Annotated in this window: 24 protein-coding genes and 1 other annotated feature; of the genes, 23 read left to right on the top strand and 1 reads right to left on the bottom strand. The window is 42.8% G+C overall.

Translation table 11 applies throughout. From position 1 onward, the window contains the following. Positions 1 to 110: 110 nt before the first annotated feature. The 7 genes from FFM57_RS03265 (at position 111) to FFM57_RS03235 (ending at position 5977) form a co-directional block, all read left to right on the top strand. Positions 111 to 464: a nucleotide pyrophosphohydrolase gene (locus FFM57_RS03265; RefSeq protein WP_137599083.1), complete on the top strand. Its 354-nt coding sequence runs from the start codon at positions 111 to 113 to the stop codon at positions 462 to 464. Beyond that, positions 454 to 1671 (top strand): CCA tRNA nucleotidyltransferase, encoded by a 1218-nt coding sequence (locus tag FFM57_RS03260; RefSeq protein ID WP_137599082.1) that lies wholly within the window; start codon positions 454 to 456, stop codon positions 1669 to 1671. The genes FFM57_RS03265 and FFM57_RS03260 overlap by 11 nt, the downstream gene beginning before the upstream one ends. Then, positions 1650 to 2012, top strand: a complete 363-nt coding sequence (locus tag FFM57_RS03255) for a thioesterase family protein (RefSeq protein ID WP_246023371.1) — start codon at positions 1650 to 1652, stop codon at positions 2010 to 2012. The genes FFM57_RS03260 and FFM57_RS03255 overlap by 22 nt, the downstream gene beginning before the upstream one ends. 64 nt (positions 2013 to 2076) lie before the next feature. Continuing rightward, positions 2077 to 2538: a hypothetical protein gene (locus tag FFM57_RS03250; protein WP_137599081.1), complete on the top strand. Its 462-nt coding sequence runs from the start codon at positions 2077 to 2079 to the stop codon at positions 2536 to 2538. 98 nt (positions 2539 to 2636) lie between these two features. After that, a complete protein-coding gene (locus tag FFM57_RS03245; RefSeq protein WP_137599080.1) occupies positions 2637 to 4526 on the top strand; it encodes an ABC-F family ATP-binding cassette domain-containing protein in 1890 nt (629 codons plus the stop codon). A gap of 11 nt (positions 4527 to 4537) precedes the next feature. After that, positions 4538 to 5485, top strand: a complete 948-nt coding sequence (locus FFM57_RS03240; protein ID WP_137599079.1) for a thymidylate synthase — start codon at positions 4538 to 4540, stop codon at positions 5483 to 5485. Positions 5486 to 5497: 12 nt separating this feature from the next. Beyond that, positions 5498 to 5977 (top strand): dihydrofolate reductase, encoded by a 480-nt coding sequence (locus tag FFM57_RS03235; protein ID WP_137599078.1) that lies wholly within the window; start codon positions 5498 to 5500, stop codon positions 5975 to 5977. Positions 5978 to 6017: 40 nt separating this feature from the next. Here the strand turns inward: FFM57_RS03235 and FFM57_RS03230 are convergent, their stop codons facing one another. Next, positions 6018 to 6605 carry a hypothetical protein gene (locus tag FFM57_RS03230; RefSeq protein ID WP_137599077.1) on the bottom strand — a complete coding sequence of 196 codons (588 nt, stop codon included), beginning with the start codon at positions 6603 to 6605 and terminating at the stop codon, positions 6018 to 6020. A 118-nt stretch (positions 6606 to 6723) separates the two neighbouring features. Between FFM57_RS03230 and FFM57_RS03225 the strand changes: the two genes are divergently transcribed. The 16 genes from FFM57_RS03225 (at position 6724) to FFM57_RS03150 (ending at position 21291) form a co-directional block, all read left to right on the top strand. Then, positions 6724 to 7563: a DegV family protein gene (locus FFM57_RS03225; protein ID WP_137599076.1), complete on the top strand. Its 840-nt coding sequence runs from the start codon at positions 6724 to 6726 to the stop codon at positions 7561 to 7563. Positions 7564 to 7648: 85 nt separating this feature from the next. Next, entirely contained in the window at positions 7649 to 8707 is a 1059-nt protein-coding gene (locus FFM57_RS03220; RefSeq protein ID WP_137599075.1) for a GDSL-type esterase/lipase family protein, read from the top strand. Positions 8708 to 8888: 181 nt separating this feature from the next. Beyond that, positions 8889 to 9533, top strand: a complete 645-nt coding sequence (locus tag FFM57_RS03215; protein ID WP_137599092.1) for a YpmS family protein — start codon at positions 8889 to 8891, stop codon at positions 9531 to 9533. After that, on the top strand, positions 9475 to 10044 hold the full coding sequence (msrA, locus tag FFM57_RS03210; protein WP_137599074.1) for a peptide-methionine (S)-S-oxide reductase MsrA: 570 nt from the start codon (positions 9475 to 9477) through the stop codon (positions 10042 to 10044). Before FFM57_RS03215 ends, msrA begins: the two co-directional genes overlap by 59 nt. A 1-nt stretch (position 10045) precedes the next feature. Continuing rightward, positions 10046 to 10264: a YozE family protein gene (locus tag FFM57_RS03205; protein WP_137599073.1), complete on the top strand. Its 219-nt coding sequence runs from the start codon at positions 10046 to 10048 to the stop codon at positions 10262 to 10264. 12 nt (positions 10265 to 10276) lie between these two features. After that, positions 10277 to 11692: a S41 family peptidase gene (locus FFM57_RS03200; RefSeq protein ID WP_137599072.1), complete on the top strand. Its 1416-nt coding sequence runs from the start codon at positions 10277 to 10279 to the stop codon at positions 11690 to 11692. A gap of 2 nt (positions 11693 to 11694) precedes the next feature. After that, positions 11695 to 12231: a signal peptidase I gene (lepB, locus tag FFM57_RS03195; protein WP_137599071.1), complete on the top strand. Its 537-nt coding sequence runs from the start codon at positions 11695 to 11697 to the stop codon at positions 12229 to 12231. A gap of 387 nt (positions 12232 to 12618) precedes the next feature. After that, positions 12619 to 13482, top strand: coding sequence for a shikimate dehydrogenase (aroE, locus tag FFM57_RS03190; RefSeq protein WP_137599070.1), 864 nt, complete (start codon positions 12619 to 12621; stop codon positions 13480 to 13482). Positions 13483 to 13512: 30 nt separating this feature from the next. Continuing rightward, entirely contained in the window at positions 13513 to 14538 is a 1026-nt protein-coding gene (aroF, locus tag FFM57_RS03185) for a 3-deoxy-7-phosphoheptulonate synthase (protein WP_137599069.1), read from the top strand. Between the two features lie 21 nt (positions 14539 to 14559). Continuing rightward, a complete protein-coding gene (gene aroB, locus FFM57_RS03180; protein ID WP_137599091.1) occupies positions 14560 to 15624 on the top strand; it encodes a 3-dehydroquinate synthase in 1065 nt (354 codons plus the stop codon). Between the two features lies 1 nt (position 15625). Then, positions 15626 to 16792 (top strand): chorismate synthase, encoded by a 1167-nt coding sequence (gene aroC / locus FFM57_RS03175; protein WP_137599068.1) that lies wholly within the window; start codon positions 15626 to 15628, stop codon positions 16790 to 16792. 8 nt (positions 16793 to 16800) lie between these two features. Next, the gene (locus FFM57_RS03170) at positions 16801 to 17886 is read left to right on the top strand and encodes a prephenate dehydrogenase (RefSeq protein WP_137599067.1); all 1086 of its coding nucleotides are present in this window, start codon (positions 16801 to 16803) and stop codon (positions 17884 to 17886) included. Between the two features lie 9 nt (positions 17887 to 17895). Next, complete coding sequence (gene aroA / locus FFM57_RS03165; RefSeq protein ID WP_137599066.1) at positions 17896 to 19179, top strand: 3-phosphoshikimate 1-carboxyvinyltransferase; 1284 nt, start codon at positions 17896 to 17898, stop codon at positions 19177 to 19179. Next, positions 19180 to 19686: a shikimate kinase gene (locus FFM57_RS03160; protein ID WP_137599065.1), complete on the top strand. Its 507-nt coding sequence runs from the start codon at positions 19180 to 19182 to the stop codon at positions 19684 to 19686. It begins immediately after the preceding gene. Continuing rightward, complete coding sequence (gene pheA, locus FFM57_RS03155) at positions 19683 to 20513, top strand: prephenate dehydratase (protein WP_137599064.1); 831 nt, start codon at positions 19683 to 19685, stop codon at positions 20511 to 20513. The genes FFM57_RS03160 and pheA overlap by 4 nt, the downstream gene beginning before the upstream one ends. A 13-nt stretch (positions 20514 to 20526) precedes the next feature. Then, the gene (locus FFM57_RS03150) at positions 20527 to 21291 is read left to right on the top strand and encodes an aminoglycoside adenylyltransferase domain-containing protein (protein WP_137599063.1); all 765 of its coding nucleotides are present in this window, start codon (positions 20527 to 20529) and stop codon (positions 21289 to 21291) included. A 67-nt stretch (positions 21292 to 21358) separates the two neighbouring features. Beyond that, positions 21359 to 21591 (top strand) — a binding site (T-box leader). Positions 21592 to 21619: the final 28 nt, after the last annotated feature.

Raw genomic sequence — 21619 nt, 5'->3', positions numbered from 1 at the left:
TGACCCCCTTTTGCTCAATCTTATCATCTGAAATAACAAACAACAAGGGCACGCCTTGAAGTTTACCTGTCTTTTTTGATAAGATAGGAAAAGAGAAGGAGGCGTTTTACATGACGGACTCGCTAAAAGAAATGCAACAAGTCGTTGACGACTATATTCAACAATTTAAAGTAGGCTATTTTTCCCCGCTGGCGCAAATGGCTCGTTTAACAGAAGAGGTTGGGGAACTGGCTCGAGAAATTAATCATTATTACGGTGAAAAGCCTAAAAAAACGAGTGAAAAACCTAAAACGGTAGCTGAAGAATTAGGTGATGTTTTGTTTGTGACGTTAATCATGGCTAATTCACTAGACATTGACCTAACGACGGCTTTCCAGCAAAATATGGAAAAATTTTATCAGCGAGATAGCACGCGCTTTGAACGAAAGCTTCCTTTAGCAAAGGAGCAACCAGATGAAACTTGAGCCTTTGTCGCCAGAATTTATTAAAGCATTACCGGTTTTACAGACGATTCAAGAAGCTGGTTTTGAGGCTTACTTTGTGGGAGGATGCGTGCGAGATTTTTTGTTAAAGCAACCGATTCACGATGTAGACATCGCCACTAGCGCCACGCCTTATGAAATTGCTACGTTGTTTCCGAAGACATTTGATTTAGGCATTCAACACGGCACCATTGCCGTCTTATTGAATCACGAGACGTATGAGATTACCACTTTTCGTACGGAAAGTGGCTATCAAGATTTTCGCCGTCCGGATAAAGTAGAATTTGTACGCTCTTTAAAAGAAGATTTAAAACGACGAGACTTTACCATGAATGCTTTAGCAGTAAGTTATGATGGCACCTTGGTAGATTTATTTTCTGGTCTGGCTGATTTAAAGCAAGGATTGATTCGTGCAGTTGGCAATCCTCACGAGCGTTTCTTTGAAGACGCCTTACGTATGATGCGGGGGGTACGTTTTGCTAGCCAATTAGGTTTTGAGATTGAAGGAGAGACCTTTGCCGCCATTAAAGAGCATCATCAACTCTTAGAAAATATCGCAGTCGAGCGGATTCGCGTTGAGTTTGAAAAATTATTGTTAGGACAACACGCCGCTTTTGGTTTATCGGCCTTTATCGCTAGTGAGTTATATCGTTACACGCCAGGGCTCACCACGGCTGCACAACCTTTAGAGGAATTGTTACGGCACTTGCAACCGACCATCACGGATGAAACGGTAGCTTGGAGTTTGTTGTTAGCTTTTGTCGCTCCGCAAGAGCCGCGAAAATTTTTACAAAGTTGGAAACTTTCCAACCAACGGATTAAAGAAGTGCAACTTTTACTACACTATTTACCGCAACGACAACAAGGATTACTACCACCTTTAGCACTTTATCACCTAGGCTTACCCTTAGCCGTCAAATTAGAAGAGCTCATCAGCCACTGGGGACTGACGCCAGAAATTTTTAAGCTGACGCAAGACTATCAAGGTTTACCCATTAAAAATCGTCAGAGTCTAGCAATTAACGGCGGCGACTTACTGGCCGCTTTTCCTTTAGGAGCTGGCCCTTGGATTGCCGAAAGTTTGCAATTAGCGGAAGAAAAAGTAGTGACGGCTCTTTGGCTAAACGAAAAAGATTATTTATTACAACATTTGGAGGAAGAATTAAGATGGAAAAAGATTTTGTCGTAAGTTCTGCAGATACAGCCGCGGTCTTGGGCTCAGGTTTGCTGCCGGTGTTGGCTACTCCTAAAGTAGTGGCCCTTGTGGAAAACACTTGCTTTGAAAGTATCGCCGAAAAATTAGTCACTGGTGAAAGCACGGTAGGGGTTAAAATGAGCATTGAACACTTAAAAGCAAGTGCTGTAGGAGACACTGTGACAGTGAGCACCACGTTAGTCAAGGAAGGAAAGAAAAGTTTTACTTTTACCTTTGAAGTACGGGACCAAAAAACAAAGGCCATTTTGGCGCAAGGGGAACATGTCCGCGTACGGGTTATTTCTGAAAAATTTTTGGCAGACTTAAATCGCTAATCATTTTTTAAAATTTGTGTTAAAATCGAATTGTATTAGAAATCGATTCAAAGGAGAATGCACTATGGCAAAAGCAATGACGGGTTTAAAATTTTACTTCCGTAATGGCGAAACTTGGACAGTTAACCGCCGTTTTATCGGAGATTTGTGGATTAAGCAAGTTAGCACGAGTTTTGGACGAATTGGCGATAGCGAATTTGTAGAAATTCACCCTGCCCAAGGTTTCAAAATCGAAATCTTCCAAGAAGCTGACCATGTTACCACTGAAGATATTAACTTGGGTGGGTTGGAGTTAGGGATGTTTTCCCGCGCTTTAAAATACCAAGATATCGAAAAAATGGAAATTTTATATCATCATGCCAGTCCAGACCTGATTTATTTCCCTTATAAAGATAAAGCTACACCGTTCCAAGAAGGTTTGGATAATGAATATCAATCTACGCAAATTTCTGATAAGAACAATGCTTTGTACATTGTCATTGATTCAGAAAAAACCGTGAAGGATGTTTATCCTGACAAATTTTAATTTCATTTTGGACCTGCGCTTTGGCGTGGGTCTTTTTTTCTTTCCATAGCAACACCTTCTTAGATGTGATAAAATGACAAAGAATTAGGAGGGATGAGATGCGGGAATTAAAAGCGATTGATTTAAGAAGAACTTACGGTGAAAAAACCTTGTTAGCAGGCGTCAACTTTATCCTGCACGAAAAAGATCGCATCGGACTGATTGGGACGAATGGAACCGGAAAGAGTACTTTGTTGCGCATTTTGGCAGGGGTCGATACGGCTGAAAATCAAGGAACATTGGAATATCCTAGCGATTACCGGATTGCCTATTTGTCACAAGAAATTCATTTACCTTTAGAAAAAAGTGTGGTAGCGGCAGTCCTTAGCGGGGAGACACCAGAATTTGTCACTTTGCGGCGCTATGAAGAGGTCTTGTTAGCTTTAGGAGAACAGCCCGCTGATGAAAATTTACAAAAAGAATTGCTCCGTTTACAAGAAGAGATGAACGCCAAAGACTTGTGGCAGTTAGAAGCGCAAGTCAAAAGTATTTTAAATCAATTAGGCGTGCCCTTAACGAATCAACCTATCAAAACTTTATCTGGAGGCCAACAAAAGCGCGCGGCTTTAGGACAAGTCTTGTTAGCCGATGCTGATTTATTGTTGTTAGACGAGCCCACCAACCATTTAGATATTGAGGCTATTACGTGGCTAGAAAAATATTTAGCCCAGTACCAAGGCACACTTTTAATGGTGACCCACGATCGTTACTTCTTAGATCGGGTAGCCAATCGAATTTTTGAGCTAGATCAAGGTCAGCTCTTAGAAATCAAAGGAAACTACGCTACCTATTTAGCGGAAAAAGAAAATTTACAAAGTGAAAATGCCTTAAAACTAACCAAAGCTCAACAGCTTTATAAAAAAGAATTAGCTTGGATTCGCGCGGGGGTCCAAGCCCGGGGGACTAAACAACAAGCGCGGATTAATCGTTTTGCTGAGTTGAAAGAAAATCTACAAGAACAAAGTACTAGCAAAGACCATTTGACGATGGATGTCGCCACAACCCGTTTAGGAAAAAAAGTGTTGCGGATTGCAGAAGGCAACTACCAGATTGACGGCAAGATTTTACTGCAAGCCTTTGACTTGTTACTACAAGCTGGCGACCGTTTAGGAATTGTCGGCAATAACGGCGTGGGGAAAACGACGCTGTTAAATATTTTAGCGGGGCAAAAACAATTAGACACAGGGCTTTATGAAATCGGTGAAACGGTAAAATTGGCTTATTACACGCAACAAATGGAAGTTATGGATCCAGAAAAGCGCATGATTCAATATTTGCAAGAAGTCGCCGAAGAGGTCACGAATCGCGCCGGTGAAAAAATTTCGGTGCCGGAGATGTTGGAACGGTTTTTATTCCCCCGCTTTATGCATGGCACGCTAGTTAAAAAATTATCGGGTGGGGAAAAGCGCCGGCTATACTTATTGAAATTATTAATGAGTCAACCCAATGTTTTATTACTGGATGAACCAACCAATGATTTAGACATTGCGACGTTAACGGTTCTAGAAGACTACTTGGAAGAATTTCCCGGTAGTGTCGTTACGGTTTCTCATGACCGCTATTTCTTGGATAAAACGGTGGACAAACTGTTAATTTTGGCCGGCCAGGGTGCGTATCAGTATTTTTATGGCGACATGAGTAGCTATTTGGCCCAGCAGGAACAGCAAGAAGTGGCTCCTGCGCCAAAAAAAGTGACGCCGCCTAAAGACCATGAACCCACCACTGAAAAAACTAAAGTGAAATTAACCTACATGGAACAAAAAGAATGGGACACTATTGAAGAAGAGATTGCCGCCTTAGAAGAAAAAAGTGCCCAGCTAAAAGAAGAAATGAATCACTTAGGAGCGAACTTTGCCCGCTTACAAGCCTTACAAGAGGAACTAGAGGCCAATGAAGCGGCGTTAGAAAATAAGATGGAACGTTGGGAATATTTATCAGAATTCGCGTAAAGGAGAGCATGATGGAAGAAGCATACTTAGACTTAGGAAGAAAAATTTTAGCTGAGGGTCACGTAAAAAGTGATCGCACCGGGACGGGAACCAAATCTCTTTTCGGTTACCAAATGCGCTTTGATTTAGCGGCAGGCTTTCCTTTACTAACTACCAAACGGGTTCCTTTTGGCCTGATTAAATCAGAACTGCTTTGGTTTTTAAAAGGAGATACCAATATTCGTTACTTACTGCAACATAAAAATCATATTTGGGATGAATGGGCTTTTGAACGCTATGTGCAAAGTCCAGCTTATCTGGGGCCGGATATGACGGATTTTGGGCGACGCTCCTTAGTCGATGAAGCCTTTAACGAAGTTTATCAACAAGAGCTGCACACCTTCACTGAACGAATTATCGCCGATGAAAAATTTGCTGCTGAATTTGGCGAGCTGGGGAATATTTACGGTGCCCAATGGCGGCATTGGGCAACGAAAAATGGCGGCTTCATTGATCAACTGCAAAACGTCATTGAAATGATTAAAAAAACACCCGATTCAAGACGCCTAATTGTTTCTGCTTGGAATCCTGAAGATGTTCCCAGTATGGCGTTACCGCCTTGTCATACGCTTTTCCAATTTTATGTAGCTGATGGCAAGCTTTCTTGTCAGTTGTACCAACGAAGTGGCGATGTCTTTTTAGGTGTGCCCTTTAACATTGCCTCTTATGCATTATTGACGCATTTAATTGCTCATGAGACGGGGCTTGCGGTGGGAGAATTTATTCATACGTTAGGGGATGCTCATTTATATTTAAATCATCAAGAACAAATGGAACTGCAGTTGACGCGTCCCCTTAGCATCCCGCCGACTTTGGTTTTAAATCCGGCGAAAAAATCGATTTTTGATTTTGAGGTAGCAGATATTCAATTGGAAAATTATCACCCGCAACCGGCGATTAAAGCGCCGATTGCCGTCTAGGAGGAATCAGCTGTGCTTACTTTAATCTGGGCCCAAGACGAAGCGGGATTAATTGGCGCTAAGGGCACTTTGCCTTGGCACGTTAGCGCCGATTTGAAGTTTTTCAAAGAACAAACCATGGGCCAAACTATCTTAATGGGGCGCACCACCTTTATTGGCATGGGGGAGCGTTTATTACCGAAACGCACCACTTGGTTATTGACTAAAGACACGCACTATCAAGTGGCTGGCGCTAAAGTTTTTCACAGTGTTGAAGAAGTGCTGCAGGCCAGTTTAGGCCAAGACTTAATCGTTACTGGGGGAGCAAAAGTTTATGAAAACTTTTTGCCTTATGCCGACTGTTTGGTACAAACGGTGCTAGCTAAAAAATTTAGTGGTGACACCTATTTTCCCAAAGTCAATTGGGACGATTTTCAGTTAGTGACTCAAGTTCCTTTTACCGATGCAAAGAGCGGGATTAGTGGTTACTTTAATACTTATCACCGAAAATAAAATAAAGGACCTCTCAACTTCAGAAGTTGGGAAGTCCTTTTTAACTAGGCCACGTGCCCCATAAAAGCAAAAGATAAGTGCTAATTAATAAAAGTAGACGCCAGTTGCGCCCTTCGTCTTTTAAAAAGATCAGTAAACCGCCGCAAAGATTAGCGACAACCAAAAGAGGAGCGCTAAAATAAATTCCCAAAAAGAAATTGATAATAAGGATAGGTAACCATAACCAGTTGCTTAAAGGACGGCGTTTTTGCCGAAAGACCGTTGGATACAGACTAGCAAACAGCACGCTCCAACCTAATTGCAGACCAAAAAAAATCCAAAAGAGTACACTGTCGTTTTTTAAGACAGTCGGCAAGAGACTAAACGCCAAAAGGAGGTAGTTGGCAAGCATACTAAACGTCGCAAACAATGGTCGAGCGCGGGTCTGTCGTAAGCTGTAAGCTAAACAAGTGAGTAAGGTGGCCAGAATGAAGAAACTACTCCACAAAATAGCCAGCACCTTGACTAAAGGCCAAGTAGGCTGGACACTAGCTGCCACCAGTTGCCAACTAGCCAGTAGGGTAAAGACACCACAGGCAATAGCGCCGGTAATTTGTGAAGTTAAAGGAGAGTTTAAAATTCGTTGCAAATCCAGTCCTCTTTTCCAAATTTGTGTGAAACTGCTGTCAAATTCTGGTATACTAAATTTATCTATCGAATATTTTAACACTCTTTAAAGTGTTTTCAAAGAAATGGTGGGCTTGTGAATGACGAAAGTAAAAATTGTAACGGATTCTGCTTGCACGATGGATCCAGAACTCATCAAAAAATTAAATTTAACGGTGGTCCCTCTTTCTGTCATGGTGGAAGGAGTCATCTATACCGCTGATGAAAGTTTTGATAATGCCGGTTTCATGGATTTAATGAGCGCGTCTAAAAGTTTACCCAAGACGAGCCAACCGCCCATTGGTCTTTTTGCAGAAACATATGATGAATTAACAAAAGATGGCAGTGAAGTGTTGTCTATCCACATGACGGAGCGCTTGTCTGGCACCGTGGAAGCGGCCCGTCAAGCCAGTCACTTAGCGAAAGGAAAAGTAACGGTGGTGGATAGTCAATTTATCGATCAATCCCTAGCCCATCAAGTAATTCGCGCTGCTGAAATGGCCCAAGCTGGTGCTGGCTTAACCGAAATTTTGGCCGAAATTAAAAACATTCAGGAACACTCTAAATTATTTATCGGGATTTCCACCTTGGAAAACTTAGTAAAAGGTGGTCGCATCTCCCGAGCAACAGGAATCGTTACTAGTTTGCTCAACGTCAAAGTCGTCATGGAATTAAAAAATGGCAACTTGTTACCAGAAACTAAAGGACGTGGCAAAAAAACTTTCTTTAAATGGCTAGACGGTTTGAAGAAAGAATTAGCGCAAGAAAAAGTCGTGCGCTTAGGAATTTCTTATGCAGGTAATCCAAGCATTGCGGAAGAATTGGCTAGTTCTATTAAAGAAGTGTTGCCTGATTTGCCGATTCCGATTTTGCACACGAATCCAGTAGTGGCAACGCATGCTGGCAACGAAGCTTTTGCGATTATGTATTATACAGCGTAATAGTTTAGCAAAAGTTGGAACCTTAGTGTTTCAACTTTTCTTGCATTTATTGTAGAATCAATGGGGACTTTGCGAATAGAATGGGATGAAGAGCGTGAAAAGTAAACATATTCTCCGCATTATTTGCTACTTGGGCGTAATTTTGGTCGCTTTTGGCGTAGCATATTTTGGAATTGGTCTTTTTGTGCATCCGCAAAAAGGTATTTTAGTCAACGCCCAACCAGTGGCGAAGGATGAATCGAAAGAGGCTATTAGTTTAGTAGCTTTAGGGGATAGTTTAACAGAAGGTGTTGGGGACACTACTGAACGAGGTGGCTTTGTGCCTTTAGTGGCGACAGAAGTCAAAGATTATTTCAAGCTCAACGCTATCGACACGGAAAATTTTGGTAAAAGTGGCGATCGTTCTGATCAGATTTTAAAACGACTGAAAAAAAGCGAAGAGCAACAAACGGCCTTAACAACGGCTGATATTGTAACGATTACGGTGGGTGGCAATGACTTGATGAAGACGGTCTCTGCCAATCTCTTTGGAAAGCTCTCTTTAAATACTTTTATGACACCGGCAAGCAAATATCAGCGACAGCTAACGGATTTGATTGCCGAGATTCGGCAATACGCGCCTAGCGCCCCGATTTATATTTTCGGGATTTACAATCCTTTTTATTTGTACTTCTCAGAAATCACGGAGCTACAAGAAATTGTCAACTACTGGAACGGGAAGACAGAAGAAGTTGTTGATAGTGCAACGGATTGTTTCTTTTTACCGATTAACGATTTATTGTATAAAGGGAGCCAAGGGGATCAAGCCGTTGAAGATGAAAATAGCGAAGACGAGGGGCTGACGATGGACAGTTCTGCCGCCACAGCTAGTACTGAGACAACAAGTACTACTTCAGGTACAACAGAGACGACAGAATCCACTACGGAAAGTCAGGTAAAAGGTACTTTAGCCAGTAGTGATGCTGCGGCTTTAGAAGCGGCCTTAGGTGGTTTGGTGAGCACTAGCGGCTCGGCTAATGATTTAATATTTGATGAAGATCATTTTCATCCTAATAATCTCGGCTATCAAAAAATGGCGGGGGTTTTGCGGGATGAATTAATACAAACACAAGGACTGTGGTTAAAAGATGACGGAGCAAAATAAAAACCCGCAAAAAAAATGGAAAACCAGTGCACCTGTTGATGCAACAACGAAATCTGCTGCCAAAAAAGCGACGGCTTCCACGTCAACAGCTAAAGAGACAAGTCTAAAGGCGACCACCCGCTCCGGGCGAGCTAGTCGTCCAACTAAAAGTACTGGGGGAAACACTACAAAAAAATTTAAAATGCCTTTAAAAATTAACGGCTGGAAAATAGCAACTTTAGTTTTATTGGGGCTCATTTTAGGAGGAGCTTTTTATTTAAAAAGTTTAATTAGTGCCGATCGTGAGGCCCAGTACCAAGAACCTAAATACGAAACGGTGGACCAAGAAGGCGTCCAAGTGATTGCCATGGAAACCAATAAAGCGAAAGTGAATCAACTGATTGACCATTACTTGCAAGAGTATTTAACTAACGACCAAATTCAGTATCAGTTTTACTTGGAAAACCAAGCGCTGTTAAAAGGGACCTTTGAACTTTTAGGTTACCCCATGAACTTTTATCTTTACTTTGAACCTTATGTGATGGATGATGGCAATGTTCAGCTAAAAGCTAAGTCAGTTTCCATTGGGACATTAGGAATTCCTGTGAAGGAAGTCTTGCGTTATATTCGCAACAGTTTTGATTTCCCTGAATGGATTGAAATTAATTTAGACGAACAAACAATGGTGATTCATTTAGACCAATTTAGTTTAGCTGCCGGGTTGCGCATTAAAGCAGATAAAATTAACCTGGTAGATGACGATATTCGGTTTAACTTGTATTTAACCGATGGTACACAACAGGCAAAGGAGCAAACTAATGACACAACCACAAGTTCCAACAAATAAAGAAACGGCAATTTTTGCCGGTGGCTGTTTTTGGTGCATGGTAGAACCGTTTGAAACGCAACCGGGAATTTTAAAAGTAACTTCCGGCTATACTGGCGGCTTTAAAGAAAACCCGACTTATGAAGAGGTCTGTGGGCATCAAACTGGCCACACCGAAGCAGTGGAAATTATTTTTGACCCGACGCTTTTTTCTTATGAAAAGCTCTTAGAAATTTATTGGCAAGTGACGGATCCCACCGATGCTTTTGGTCAATTCCAAGATCGTGGTGATAACTATCGGCCCGTAATTTTTTACACGACACCACAACAAAAAATATTGGCAAAAAAAAGTAAAGCAGCCCTAGCTGACAGTGGCCGCTTTACAGCAGAAATTGTCACACAAATTCAAGCGGCTAGTGTTTTTTATCCAGCAGAAGAGTATCACCAAGATTTTTATAAAAAAGACCCAATGCGTTATCAAGCTGAGCACCAATTGCGGTCAGCTTTTACGCAGCAACACTGGGAGGAATAGTATGCGTCGTTCTTTTTATCACTACCTGATGACCCAGCGCTCGCCGCAGCGTGATGCTTTAAGTAACTTTGCCAACGATGTTTTTACGGATAGCTCTTTTCCCAAACACACTAGCGACTACGAAACTTTAAGTCACTATTTGGAGTTTAGTGTGGATTATCTTTCCAGTATGGATATTTTTGACCAAGCCTATCAACAATATTTGGATAATAATCAGTAAAGGAGCTTTTCCATGCATAAAAAAATTTCCTACTCCCGTCATCTCTTAACCCTTTTAGGAGTAGCGGTGGTTACCACTAGTGGCAGTTATTTTTATTTCAATCATCAATACCAAATAAATAAAACAGAAAACATTAGTAGCTCAGAGCTGACGAAAGTCGATGACCTTTATCAAAATATTTTACAAAATTACGTGGGAGAAGTAGATAAAGATACGCTAGTGGACGGTGCTTTAAAAGGCATGACGGAAGCCATTGGCGATCCTTACTCCACCTACTTACCAGAAAATGAAGCTCAAGATTTAACGGATTCCTTGTCTTCAAGTATTGAAGGCATTGGGGCGACCTTAACAATTATTGACAATCAACCGCAAATCGCTGAAGCACCTGTCAAAGGAACGCCAGCACAAAAAGCGGGCTTACAGGCGGGGGATTTGATTTTAAAAGTGGATGGAGAAGATGTCACGCAACAAACCCTCAGTGAGATTGTTGCAAAAGTCCGCGGCAAAAAAGGCACAGATGTGAAACTAAGCTTGTCACGAGCTGGTGAAGTCTTTGACGTCACCATTACACGTGATACCGTTGCTTTAAACAGCGTTACGGGTAACATGGCTACCGATAAAATTGGTTTAATTACCATCAGTAGTTTTTCGGAAAATACAGCGGCTGAATTTGCACAACAGATTACTGATTTACGGAAAACGGGTGCTCAAAGTTTTATTTTAGATGTGCGGCAAAATCCTGGCGGTCTCTTAACACAAGTAGAAATTATGGGCAGTATGTTATTAGACGATGGGAAAACCATTGTTTCCTTTGAAGATAAAGCCGGCAATCAAACTCACGATGTCGCCTCAAAAGATATCGATCAAGGTTTCAAAGTAACTGAACCAGTAACGATTTTAGTGGATGGCAACTCTGCTTCTGCTTCAGAAATTTTAGCTGGCGCGATTAAAGATAATCAACGGGGCAAAGTGATTGGTGTCACGACTTTTGGCAAAGGAACGGTGCAAAACGTCAACGACCTGGGAGACAAGAGTGAATTAAAATTAACGATTGGTAAATGGTTAACCCCTAATGGTACTTGGGTCAATGAAAAAGGACTAGCCCCCGATATCGAAGTGACTTATCCCGACTTCGCTTACTTGACTCCAATTAGTGAAAACGTTACCTTACAATTGGGAGCAGCCGATAGCAACGTACTGACCTTAAAGACAATGCTTAATGGGATCGGTTATGAATTAACTGTTGATACGAATTACGATGAAGCAACGGAAAAAGCCGTCGCTGATTTCCAAAGCAAAAATGATTTGGCAGCTACTGGTGTTTTTGCTAGTGATACCAATACAAAATTACAACAAGCTTTAATTAGCCAATTACAAAATAACGACGCTTTTGTCGCTAAAGCCATTAGCGTGTTACAAGGAGAATAGGCATGAAGCGAGAAAAATTTTGGTTTCTCGTCAAACAACTATTTGTGGTGGCTGTTCTAGTCATCCTCTTACGGGGCTTTATTTTAATTCCGATTCCCGTTGCCGGCAATTCCATGAATCCTGTTTTACAAGCAGGAGATACTTTAATCATGGAAAAAATTTCTAAAATTAGACGTTTTGATTTAATTGTTTTTACCCGACCAGATGGGACGACGCTAGTCAAAAGAGTCATTGGCTTGCCGGGGGAAAAAGTCGCCGTCAAAGACGATCAGCTTTATATTAACGATGAAGTGGTGGCAGAAAACTTTTTGGCCGATACGAAAGAGACTGATGATAGTCACATTCCTTTGACCTCTAGCTTTACTTTAGCCGACTTAACCGGCAGTGAGACTTTAGGCGCCACCAATTATTTTGTAATGGGGGATAATCGCCGTTTATCAAAAGATTCCCGGGCTTTTGGTCCCATTGACGCTAGTGAAATTTTAGGAAAAGCGCGGATGGTATATGCCCCAATCACGCATCTTAAATGGTTACAATAAACAAACAGGAAGCGCAGCGCGCTTCCTGTTTTGTCTTTTCGCGACTGAAAATAAAAAAATTAGCAATTTACAATTGACAGCAGCCAGAGACAAGCATATACTTAAGCCATTCTTAAGTGAGTTTGGAGTGTCTTAAATGATTAATATACGGCCCAAACAACTGAATAATTATTACTTTAGCTATTGGAGATAGTTTGTATTCATGATTTCATGGGTACAGACGCGCAGACCTTTCGTTTGTATCTATGATGGCTAGAGCTTTTCGACACGACTACAAGCCACGTAGATGATTTTCTACAGTGGCTTTTTCATTTGGCTTTTTAGGGTGTTCACTGTAGAGTTTCAGCTATGGTGGGCACCTTTTCGTGTATCTAAGGAGGAATTTGAATGGAAGTATCGGGTTATACACGCTTAGCAGGTTTTTTGGCCAATCCCGCTAAACACAGTATTTCGCCCAAAATGCACAACGCTGCGTTTCAAGCACTAGGCATTGATGCTTGCTACTTGGCTTTTGAAGTGGAAACAGATGAACTAGCGGCCGCAATTCAAAGTTTCCGCACCTTCAATCTGTTAGGCGCTAATGTCTCCATGCCTTTTAAAAAAGAAGCGTGTCAGTATATGGACGAATTAACGCCAGCTGCGCGGTTGATTGGCGCTATGAACACGATTATTCCCCGTGAAAATCGTTTAATAGGCGATAACACCGACGGCAAAGGTTTTATGGCGAGTTTAAAAGAATTAAGCGTCGACGTCCTCGGTAAAACCATTACCATTTTGGGCAATGGTGGTGCAGCTTTAGCGATCTTATGCCAAGCCGCCTTAGATGGTGTTAAAAAAATTAATTTAGCCGTGCGCCATCCCCAAGAAAAAAAAGCTTTACAAGAAAAAATTGTCGAAGTAAAAGCTCAGACAGCCGTCGTGATTGAACTTTTGGATATTCATGATGTTGTCGCCATGAACAGTGCTTTAGCTGAGAGTACTTTACTCGTTAATGGGACGAGTGTTGGCATGGCAGGTGGCCCTAGCGGTAGTCCTTTAGCCAGTGCTGTTGTCATTCCTAACCATGTTTTTGTTTACGATATTATTTATCATCCCCGCAAAACCGCTTTAATGTTGGCTGCCGAAAAAAATGGCTGCTCCACGAGTAATGGCTTACCCATGCTTTTGTATCAGGGAGCTGTGGCCTTTGAAGCTTGGACGGGTCAGAAGATGCCAGTCGCTGAAATTCGTGCGATTGTTGAAAACAGTTAAAAAAATAAATTTAAAAAAGAGGAATATACGATGATTATTATTATGAAAAACAACGCTACCAAAGAACAAGTTGCCCATGTGGTGAAAAAAATTAAAGAAGCTGGTTTAGATGTCAACGTGGATCAAGGGAGTGAACACGTAGTCATTGGCGTGAAAGGCGATACGCGAAAAATTGCTACGGATGGCTTTAATGCTTACGAAGGCGTAGAACGTTCCGTTAAAATTTCAAAAAGCTACAAGTTAACTTCTCGTGAATTTCATCCGCAAGATACGGTCGTGGATGTGGATGGCGTAAAAATTGGTGACGGTTCTTTTGTCACCATGGCCGGCCCTTGTTCCATTGAAGGCTTAGCACAAATTAGAGAAACTGCGCGGATGGCTAAAGTTGGTGGCGCTCAAATTTTACGTGGCGGTGCTTTCAAACCTCGGACTTCGCCATACGCTTTCCAAGGCTTAGAAGAAGAAGGTTTAAAATACATTCGCCAAGCTGCTGATGAGCTAGACATGAAGGTGATTACCGAAGTGATGGATGAAAGTCACATTGAGATGGTGGCCGCTTACAGCGATATTTTACAAATTGGCGCTCGCAATATGCAAAACTACAAGTTATTGCAAGCAGTAGGCAAAACCGGAAAACCAATCGGGCTAAAACGCGGAATCTCTGGTACAATAGACGAATGGTTGAACGCTGCTGAATACATCGCGGTTCAAGATAAAAGTCCAGTGATTTTCATTGAACGGGGAATTCGGACCTACGAACCTATGACTCGCAACACCTTTGATTTAAGCGCCGTGCCTTTAATTAAAAAGTTAAGTCACTTTCCAATTATCGTCGATCCAAGTCACGGGACTGGAGTCTGGGACTTAGTTGCTCCCATGGCGCGGGCCGGAGTAGCAGCAGGCGCGGATGGGATGATTGTGGAGATTCATCCAGATCCAGCTAATGCTTGGTCTGATGGTCAACAATCCTTAAACGAAAAGACGTACTTAAAGATGATGCAAGAAGTCGATATTTTAGTTGACGCCATGAAAAAAATTAAACAAATTGAAGCATAAAAAAGGATGGCAAGTAAAAAAATGTTAACTGTTCATATTCCAGAACATGAATACCAAATTATTATTCAACGAGGAGCCTTAAAAAAAGTTGGCGCTTGGGTAAAAAGTCTTTGGTCGCAAGAAAAAATTGCGCTGATTACCGATACCAATGTCGCACCGCTTTATGCTAACGAAGTAGTGGCAAATTTAAAAGCAGCTGGCTTTGATGTGTGTTTAAAAGTCGTGCCGGCCGGTGAAGAGAGTAAATCTTTAAGGCAAGCTAGTGAACTCTACGATTTTTTAGCCGATGAAGGCTTTACCCGTAGTGACGGTGTCATTGCTTTAGGCGGTGGCGTGATGGGGGACCTCGCTGCGTATGTCGCTTCAACTTATATGCGAGGCATTCATTTTTTACAAATCCCTACCACCTTGTTAGCTCAAGTGGACTCCAGTATCGGCGGAAAAACCGCCGTCAATACGCAAAAGGCCAAAAATTTAGTAGGGACTTTTACCCAACCAGAAGGCGTCTTGATTGATCCAGAGGTGTTAAAAACCTTAGAGCTGCGCCGGGTGCGAGAAGGGATTGCCGAAATTTTAAAATGTGGCGCCATTGCCGATGCCCATTTATGGCAACGCTTGTTAGAGCTGCAAGATGAAGAAGATTTATTGACTCATGCCGAAGAGATTATCACCTTAGCCCTAGAAGTAAAACGTCACGTGGTAGAAGAAGATGTCTTAGATCAAGGGAGCCGGTTGACGTTAAACTTTGGTCATACCATCGGCCACGCAATTGAAAATACCGCTGGCTACGGGGTAGTGAGTCACGGTGAAGGGGTCGCCATCGGGATGATTGCCATTTCCCGCCACGCTGAAAAGATTGGCTTAACTCCTGCTGGTACTACGGCAGAGTTGACGGCAATGATTGAGAAGTTTCATTTGCCTACCCGCTATGAAAACTGGGACAAAGAGCGACTCTTTACCGCCATTACCCACGACAAAAAAACACGGGGCCAACAAATTAAAATTATTTTATTAACAAAAATTGGCGAAGCCAAAATTGTCAGTGTACCCATAACGACACTATTAGACTTTTTAGAGGAGGAATAAGATGCGCTACTTAACAGCAGGAGAATCCCACGGACCAAAACTCACCGCCATGATTGAAGGCTTACCGGCGGGGGTGCCCATCGATTTAGCGGCGATTAACCAAGAATTAGCCTTGCGTCAAGGAGGCTATGGCCGGGGCGGCCGGATGAAAATTGAAAAAGATCAAGTGGAAATTACTTCTGGTTTGCGCCATGGAGCTACTTTAGGTTCGCCTTTAACCATGACGGTAGAAAACCGCGACTGGAAAAACTGGACCGAAATTATGGCCATTGAAGATGTCGAAGATAAAATTAAAAACCGCCGCCGTGTTGCCCGTCCTCGTCCTGGTCACGCGGATTTAGTTGGCGGCCAAAAATATCAACACCGGGATTTGCGTAACGTCTTAGAACGCTCTTCGGCACGGGAGACGACGATGCGGGTGGCGATTGGCGCATTAGCCCAAGAGCTATTAAAACTTTTAGATATTGAAGTGGCCGCCCACGTCACCATGATTGGAGGTATTGCGGCTGCCGTACCAGATAATTTAACGGTGGGTGAAATGAAAACTCGAGCGGAAGCCTCACCTCTTTACTGCTTGGATCCTAACGTAGAAGAAGAGATGAAGGCCTTAATTGATGAGACGAAAAAAAAGGGTGATACGATTGGCGGTATTGTAGAAGTTGTAGTCGGCGGCGTGCCTGCCGGTATCGGCAGTTATGTCCAATGGGATCGCAAGTTAGATGCCCGTTTAGCCCAAGCGATGGTGAGCATTAATGCCTTTAAAGGGGTCGAGTTTGGGGTGGGCTTTAAAGCCGCTGAAGTCCCTGGTTCCCAAGTGATGGACGAAATTTTATGGAATGAAAAAGATGGCTATACCCGTAAGTCCAATAACTTAGGGGGCTTTGAAGGGGGCATGACTAACGGTGAAGTCTTAGTAATTCGCGGCGTCATGAAACCTATTCCGACTTTATATAAACCTCTGCAAAGTGTCGATATTGATACGAAAGAGCCTTACTTAGCTTCTGTGGAGCGTTCTGATAGTACGGCGGTTCCAGCAGCCAGTGTTGTGGCCAAGAATGTTGTCGCCACAGTTATTGCTGAAGCGATGCTAGAAGAATTCCCTTGTGCTTCCTTGGCCCAACTCAAAACCAGTGTAGCAGAATATCGCCAAGCATTACGGGAATTTTAGGAGATACTATGCAAGAAAATATTTTTATTGCCGGTATAGGTTTAATCGGAGCCTCCCTTGCTTTAGCTATTAAACAGGAGCAGCCACAAGCGACAATTTGCGGCTGGGATCAAAATCTAGCAAGTTTAGCTACCGCCAAAGAGGCCGGCGTGGTGGATTTAGCTAGCGCCAATTTTGCTGACGGGGCAATGCAAGCTGATGTAATTATTTTAGCCGTGCCGGTAGCAGCAGCCCTGACGTATTTAGATGAGCTGGGGCAACTTTCTTTAAAAGCTAACGTCATCGTGACGGATGTCTGTAGTACGAAACAAGCGGTGATGGCCCGCGCTGAAAGATACAATTTCACTTTTGTGGGGGGACACCCCATGGCGGGTTCCCATAAGTCAGGCGTCTTAGCACGAGATGTGAACTTATTTGAAAATGCTTATTTTATTTTTTGTGGCAAGAATGCGCCGTCAATTGCCCACTTGCAGGAACTGTTTAAAGGGACACGGGCTAAATATGTGGAGCTTTCTAGCCAAGAACACGACGAGATTACCGGCATGCTTTCGCATTTGCCCCATATTATTGCCGCCGGTTTAGTCAACCAAGCGGACGAATTTAGTCAAGAACATCCCCGGGCGATGCAACTTGCCGCCGGTGGTTTTCGGGATATTACGCGGATTGCTTCTTCAGATCCCACCATGTGGCGGGATGTTTTACTAAGTAATCGCGAAATTTTATTGGCCCAATTAGCTACTTGGACCAAAAAAATGAACACCATGCGCCAGCTCCTCTTGACAGAAGATGCTGCAGCGATTTATGCTTTTTTTGAAAACGCCAAAGATACGCGGGAAAGTTTACCAGTCCATCAAAAAGGGGCCATTCCGGCTTTTTACGATTTATTTGTCGATGTGCCTGATCAACCAGGGGTCATTGCTGAAGTGACAGGGATTCTCGCCAAAGCTAGCGTTTCTTTAGTCAACATTAAAATTCACGAGACGCGGGAAGAAATTATCGGGGTGTTACAGTTGTCCTTTAAAAATCTTGAGGACGTCAAACGCGCACAACAAACAATTTTAGCCCATAGTTCTTATCATTGTCGGGTGAAGTAAGGAGTTTACATGGAATTAGTAAAACAAATCCACGGCTTAAAGGGAAAACTAGCCGTGCCAGCAGACAAATCCATTTCCCACCGTAGTATTATGTTTGGCGCACTAGCGCAAGGCACCACGACGATTCATAATTTTTTAAGAGCTGAGGACTGTCTTTCTACCTTGAGTGCATTTAAAGAGCTGGGGGTAGAAATTCACGATGACGGCACCACGATTACCGTAGAAGGCGTGGGTTTTCACGGTTTGCAACAAGCAGATAAGCCGCTTTTTATCGGTAATTCCGGGACGACGATTCGTTTGATGATGGGAATTTTAGCCGGCCAACGCTTGTCAGCTACCCTGTACGGGGATGATTCGTTAAATCGACGCCCCATGGAACGCGTGATGGCTCCATTGCGACAAATGGGAGCTTATATTACCGGCGCTTATGGTAAAGAATTTCCGCCCATTACGATTGACGGCAATCCGCAACTGCGACCGCTTCATTATGAAATGCCTATCGCTTCAGCACAGGTGAAATCCGCGATTATTTTTGCGGCTTTACAAGCAACCGGGACATCCACCATTATTGAAAAAGAAAATTCCCGCAACCACACGGAAGAAATGATTAAACAATTTGGCGGTTCTATTGAAGTAGATGGGAAAACTATTACCGTTACTGGACCGCAAACTTTTACCGGTCAAACCGTGACCGTCCCTGGGGATATTTCTTCAGCGTCCTTCTTTTTAGTAGCGGCAGCCATCACCCCTAATAGTGAAATTACTTTACAAAACGTGGGAATCAACGCGACCCGCACTGGTATTTTAGATGTCTTAAAACAAATGGGAGCGGACTTCACCTTAGAAAATGTTGACGAAAAAAATCAAGCTGCAGATATTACGATTCGCACTAGTTCTTTAAAAGGGACGACAATTGGCGGCGAGATTATTCCTCGCTTGATCGATGAGTTACCAGTAATTGCCTTATTAGCCACCCAAGCGACAGGCCAAACGGTGATTTTTGACGCTGAAGAATTGAAAGTAAAAGAAACGAACCGGATTGATGCCACCGCTGATGAACTGAAAAAAATGGGTGCGGATATTACCGCCACACCAGATGGTTTAATTATTAATGGTCCAACACCGCTTCATGGGGCTGCTGTTTCCAGTCATCAAGACCACCGCATCGGCATGATGTTGCAAGTGGCAGCATTAATTGCCCAAGGCACCAGCGAGTTAGAAAATCCGGAAGCCGTGGCGATTTCATACCCGCACTTTTTTGCTGATGTCACAGCCCTGACTGAGGAAAAATAAGTGAAAACAATCGTCTTAGTAGGGTTTATGGGGGCCGGAAAATCCGCCGTGGGCCAAGCTCTAGCCCAAACCTTAGGGCAAACTTTTTACGACTTGGATGAACTGGTGGAAGCAGAATTAGGCATGCCCATCGCTGCTTATTTTGCTGACTTTGGCGAGGCCGCTTTTCGTCAACGGGAACACGCTGTTTTGCAAAAGGCCTTGAGTTTACCGGGGGTGATTGCCACGGGTGGCGGGATTATTACCCAAAAAGCGAACCGTGACTTGTTACAACAACAGCAAGGTGTTGTCTATTTAAAAGGACAAGTGGACTTGTTAATTCAACGAATTCGCCAAGATCGGCAAAATGTTCGGCCACTGGCTGTGGAACGCAACGATGAGGAGCTCGCTGCTTTATTTTTCAGTCGTGAAAGTTTTTATTTAACTAGTAGTCAAATCGTTGTTGCCACCGATCATCAAAGTGTCGATGCGATTGTCAAAAAAATCTTACAGGAGGTGGCGCAATGACCGCTAGCCAAGTTGGTTTTTTAGGACCCGCCAGTTCTTTTACCCATCAAGCTGCCCGCAAGTTTTCTGCCGGCGAGTTAATCGCTTATCCTTCGATTCCCGCGACTTTAAAAGCGGTGGCCGAAGGAGTGCTCCAGGCGGCCATCGTCCCAGTGGAAAATTCTTTAGAAGGTTCCGTTCACGCCACTATTGATTTTTTATGGCAATCCCAAAAGCTCACGGTGAAAAAAGAAATTGTTTTACCGATTCGTCAACAGCTTTTAGGCTATTCCAAAGTCATTAAAGGAATTTATTCTCATCCCCAAGCTTTGGCTCAATCGCAAAACTATTTGCAAGAACACTATCCTAATGTGCCCCAGTTTGCCACTTCTTCCACGACGGCGGCTTGTAAATATGTGGCGGCACACCCCGAAGAACAACTAGCGGCAATTGCCGGTAAAGAAGCCGGGGAGCGCTACGACTTAACCCTTTTAGGCGCCGACATTCAAGATAACGATTTGAATCAAACTCGTTTTTGGGTGGTAGAACAGACACCCAGCCAGCAAGTAGCGATTTTGCCCCAACAAAAGATGTCCCTTTTGGTTACCATGCCGAATAATTTACCCGGAGCCCTCCACAAAATGTTGGCGCCTTTTGGGTGGCGAGAAATTGATTTAGTAAAAATTGAATCTCGTCCTTTAAAAACTAGCTTAGGAGAATATTTTTTTGTGTTGGACTTATTAGTCAACCAAGATCCCCGCTTAATTGAAAACGCCTTGACGGAGCTGCGGTTATTAGGCGGCACCGCCAAAGTATTAGGCTGTTATCCAGTGGAAGTTTGTTCGTAAGAAGGAGAAATTTTTGATAAAAAAAACGGAAGCGTTACTTGAGCTTTTAAGAAGTGATTATCAGGAAATTTTAAGAGAAAATTTGGTGGGAATTTATCTCCACGGTTCATATGTCTTAGGGAGCTATCAAGAAAAGGTTAGCGATCTTGATTACTTAGTAGTTGTCTATAAAAAACTCAGTATCGCTGTAAAGAAAGACTTAATGAACTACACCTTAGCAACCTTATGGCCACTTGCTCCTAAAAAAGGATTGGAGTTTCACGTATTATGTTTAGTTGATACCCTGGCAGGAAATTATCCTTTACCTTTTGATTTTCATTTTTCGCCACAACATCTTCGCGCCTACGCAGACGAACCTGAACTTTATCTTAAAAATATGCAGGGATTGGATCCTGATTTGGCTGCTCATGTGCAAGTTACTTATCTTTTAGGGAAAGTGTTAGTTGGTGCAGAAATCCCTAAAGTTTTTGCCCCCGTGCCAAAAAAAGATTATTGGCAAAGTGTGTTAGGGGACGTTCAAGATGCTGAAAAAGAAATTGTTCAAAAGCCGACTTATTTTGTATTAAATTTGTGTCGCGCTTTAGCTTATCGTCAAGAGCATCAAATTTTGTCCAAAAATGCTGGAGGTAATTGGGGGTTGAGCCATTTGTCTACAGCGTACAGGCCCACCATTTTGTTAGCGTTGGCAGCTTATGACGGGTTAACTGTCAAAAATGAGCAGTACACAACAGCGACGTTGATTAATTTTGCTCAAGAAGTTATCTATCTTCTACAATAACTATGTCAATTTTTTTCAAAAAATAATTGACAGCTCTTGAATTAAGGAGTATATTCAGTTCAATCAAGTAAAGGTAACGCAAAAGAGAAGTAGCAAAGATGAACTTTTTCAGGGAGCTGGTGGTGACTGCGAACCAGTAAAGTTTTTTTGTGAATGGACTTTTGGACTAGCTTCTGAAATTTTAGTAGGAAAGCTCGGGGACTCCCGTTAACGAGTGACGCTGTTGTTAGACGGCGGATTAAGTGCTTTTTTTTTTGCAAGCAACCATTGAGGTGGCACCGTGAAATTTTCGCCCTCAAACCTAGTTTGTTTAGGTTTGGGGGCTTTT

Origin of the sequence: Enterococcus nangangensis, from assembly GCF_005405245.1 — a bacterium.
GTDB lineage: Bacteria > Bacillota > Bacilli > Lactobacillales > Enterococcaceae > Enterococcus_J > Enterococcus_J nangangensis.
Note: the sequence above shows the minus strand (reverse complement) of the source record. Positions and strands in the feature narration are given on the sequence as shown.

What these genes read in the sequence shown, in the direction of transcription:
- FFM57_RS03240 (WP_137599079.1), top strand. Translation starts at nt 4,538, where the DNA reads ATGGAAGAAGCATACTTAGACTTAGGAAGAAAAATTTTAGCTGAGGGT.
- aroB (WP_137599091.1), top strand. Translation starts at nt 14,560, where the DNA reads ATGTTAACTGTTCATATTCCAGAACATGAATACCAAATTATTATTCAA.
- aroF (WP_137599069.1), top strand. Translation starts at nt 13,513, where the DNA reads ATGATTATTATTATGAAAAACAACGCTACCAAAGAACAAGTTGCCCAT.
- lepB (WP_137599071.1), top strand. Translation starts at nt 11,695, where the DNA reads ATGAAGCGAGAAAAATTTTGGTTTCTCGTCAAACAACTATTTGTGGTG.
- aroE (WP_137599070.1), top strand. Translation starts at nt 12,619, where the DNA reads ATGGAAGTATCGGGTTATACACGCTTAGCAGGTTTTTTGGCCAATCCC.
- FFM57_RS03200 (WP_137599072.1), top strand. Translation starts at nt 10,277, where the DNA reads ATGCATAAAAAAATTTCCTACTCCCGTCATCTCTTAACCCTTTTAGGA.
- FFM57_RS03255 (WP_246023371.1), top strand. Translation starts at nt 1,650, where the DNA reads ATGGAAAAAGATTTTGTCGTAAGTTCTGCAGATACAGCCGCGGTCTTG.
- pheA (WP_137599064.1), top strand. Translation starts at nt 19,683, where the DNA reads ATGACCGCTAGCCAAGTTGGTTTTTTAGGACCCGCCAGTTCTTTTACC.
- FFM57_RS03260 (WP_137599082.1), top strand. Translation starts at nt 454, where the DNA reads ATGAAACTTGAGCCTTTGTCGCCAGAATTTATTAAAGCATTACCGGTT.
- FFM57_RS03215 (WP_137599092.1), top strand. Translation starts at nt 8,889, where the DNA reads ATGCCTTTAAAAATTAACGGCTGGAAAATAGCAACTTTAGTTTTATTG.
- FFM57_RS03245 (WP_137599080.1), top strand. Translation starts at nt 2,637, where the DNA reads ATGCGGGAATTAAAAGCGATTGATTTAAGAAGAACTTACGGTGAAAAA.
- FFM57_RS03225 (WP_137599076.1), top strand. Translation starts at nt 6,724, where the DNA reads ATGACGAAAGTAAAAATTGTAACGGATTCTGCTTGCACGATGGATCCA.
- FFM57_RS03220 (WP_137599075.1), top strand. Translation starts at nt 7,649, where the DNA reads ATGAAGAGCGTGAAAAGTAAACATATTCTCCGCATTATTTGCTACTTG.
- aroA (WP_137599066.1), top strand. Translation starts at nt 17,896, where the DNA reads ATGGAATTAGTAAAACAAATCCACGGCTTAAAGGGAAAACTAGCCGTG.
- FFM57_RS03170 (WP_137599067.1), top strand. Translation starts at nt 16,801, where the DNA reads ATGCAAGAAAATATTTTTATTGCCGGTATAGGTTTAATCGGAGCCTCC.
- aroC (WP_137599068.1), top strand. Translation starts at nt 15,626, where the DNA reads ATGCGCTACTTAACAGCAGGAGAATCCCACGGACCAAAACTCACCGCC.
- msrA (WP_137599074.1), top strand. Translation starts at nt 9,475, where the DNA reads ATGGTACACAACAGGCAAAGGAGCAAACTAATGACACAACCACAAGTT.
- FFM57_RS03265 (WP_137599083.1), top strand. Translation starts at nt 111, where the DNA reads ATGACGGACTCGCTAAAAGAAATGCAACAAGTCGTTGACGACTATATT.
- FFM57_RS03250 (WP_137599081.1), top strand. Translation starts at nt 2,077, where the DNA reads ATGGCAAAAGCAATGACGGGTTTAAAATTTTACTTCCGTAATGGCGAA.
- FFM57_RS03205 (WP_137599073.1), top strand. Translation starts at nt 10,046, where the DNA reads ATGCGTCGTTCTTTTTATCACTACCTGATGACCCAGCGCTCGCCGCAG.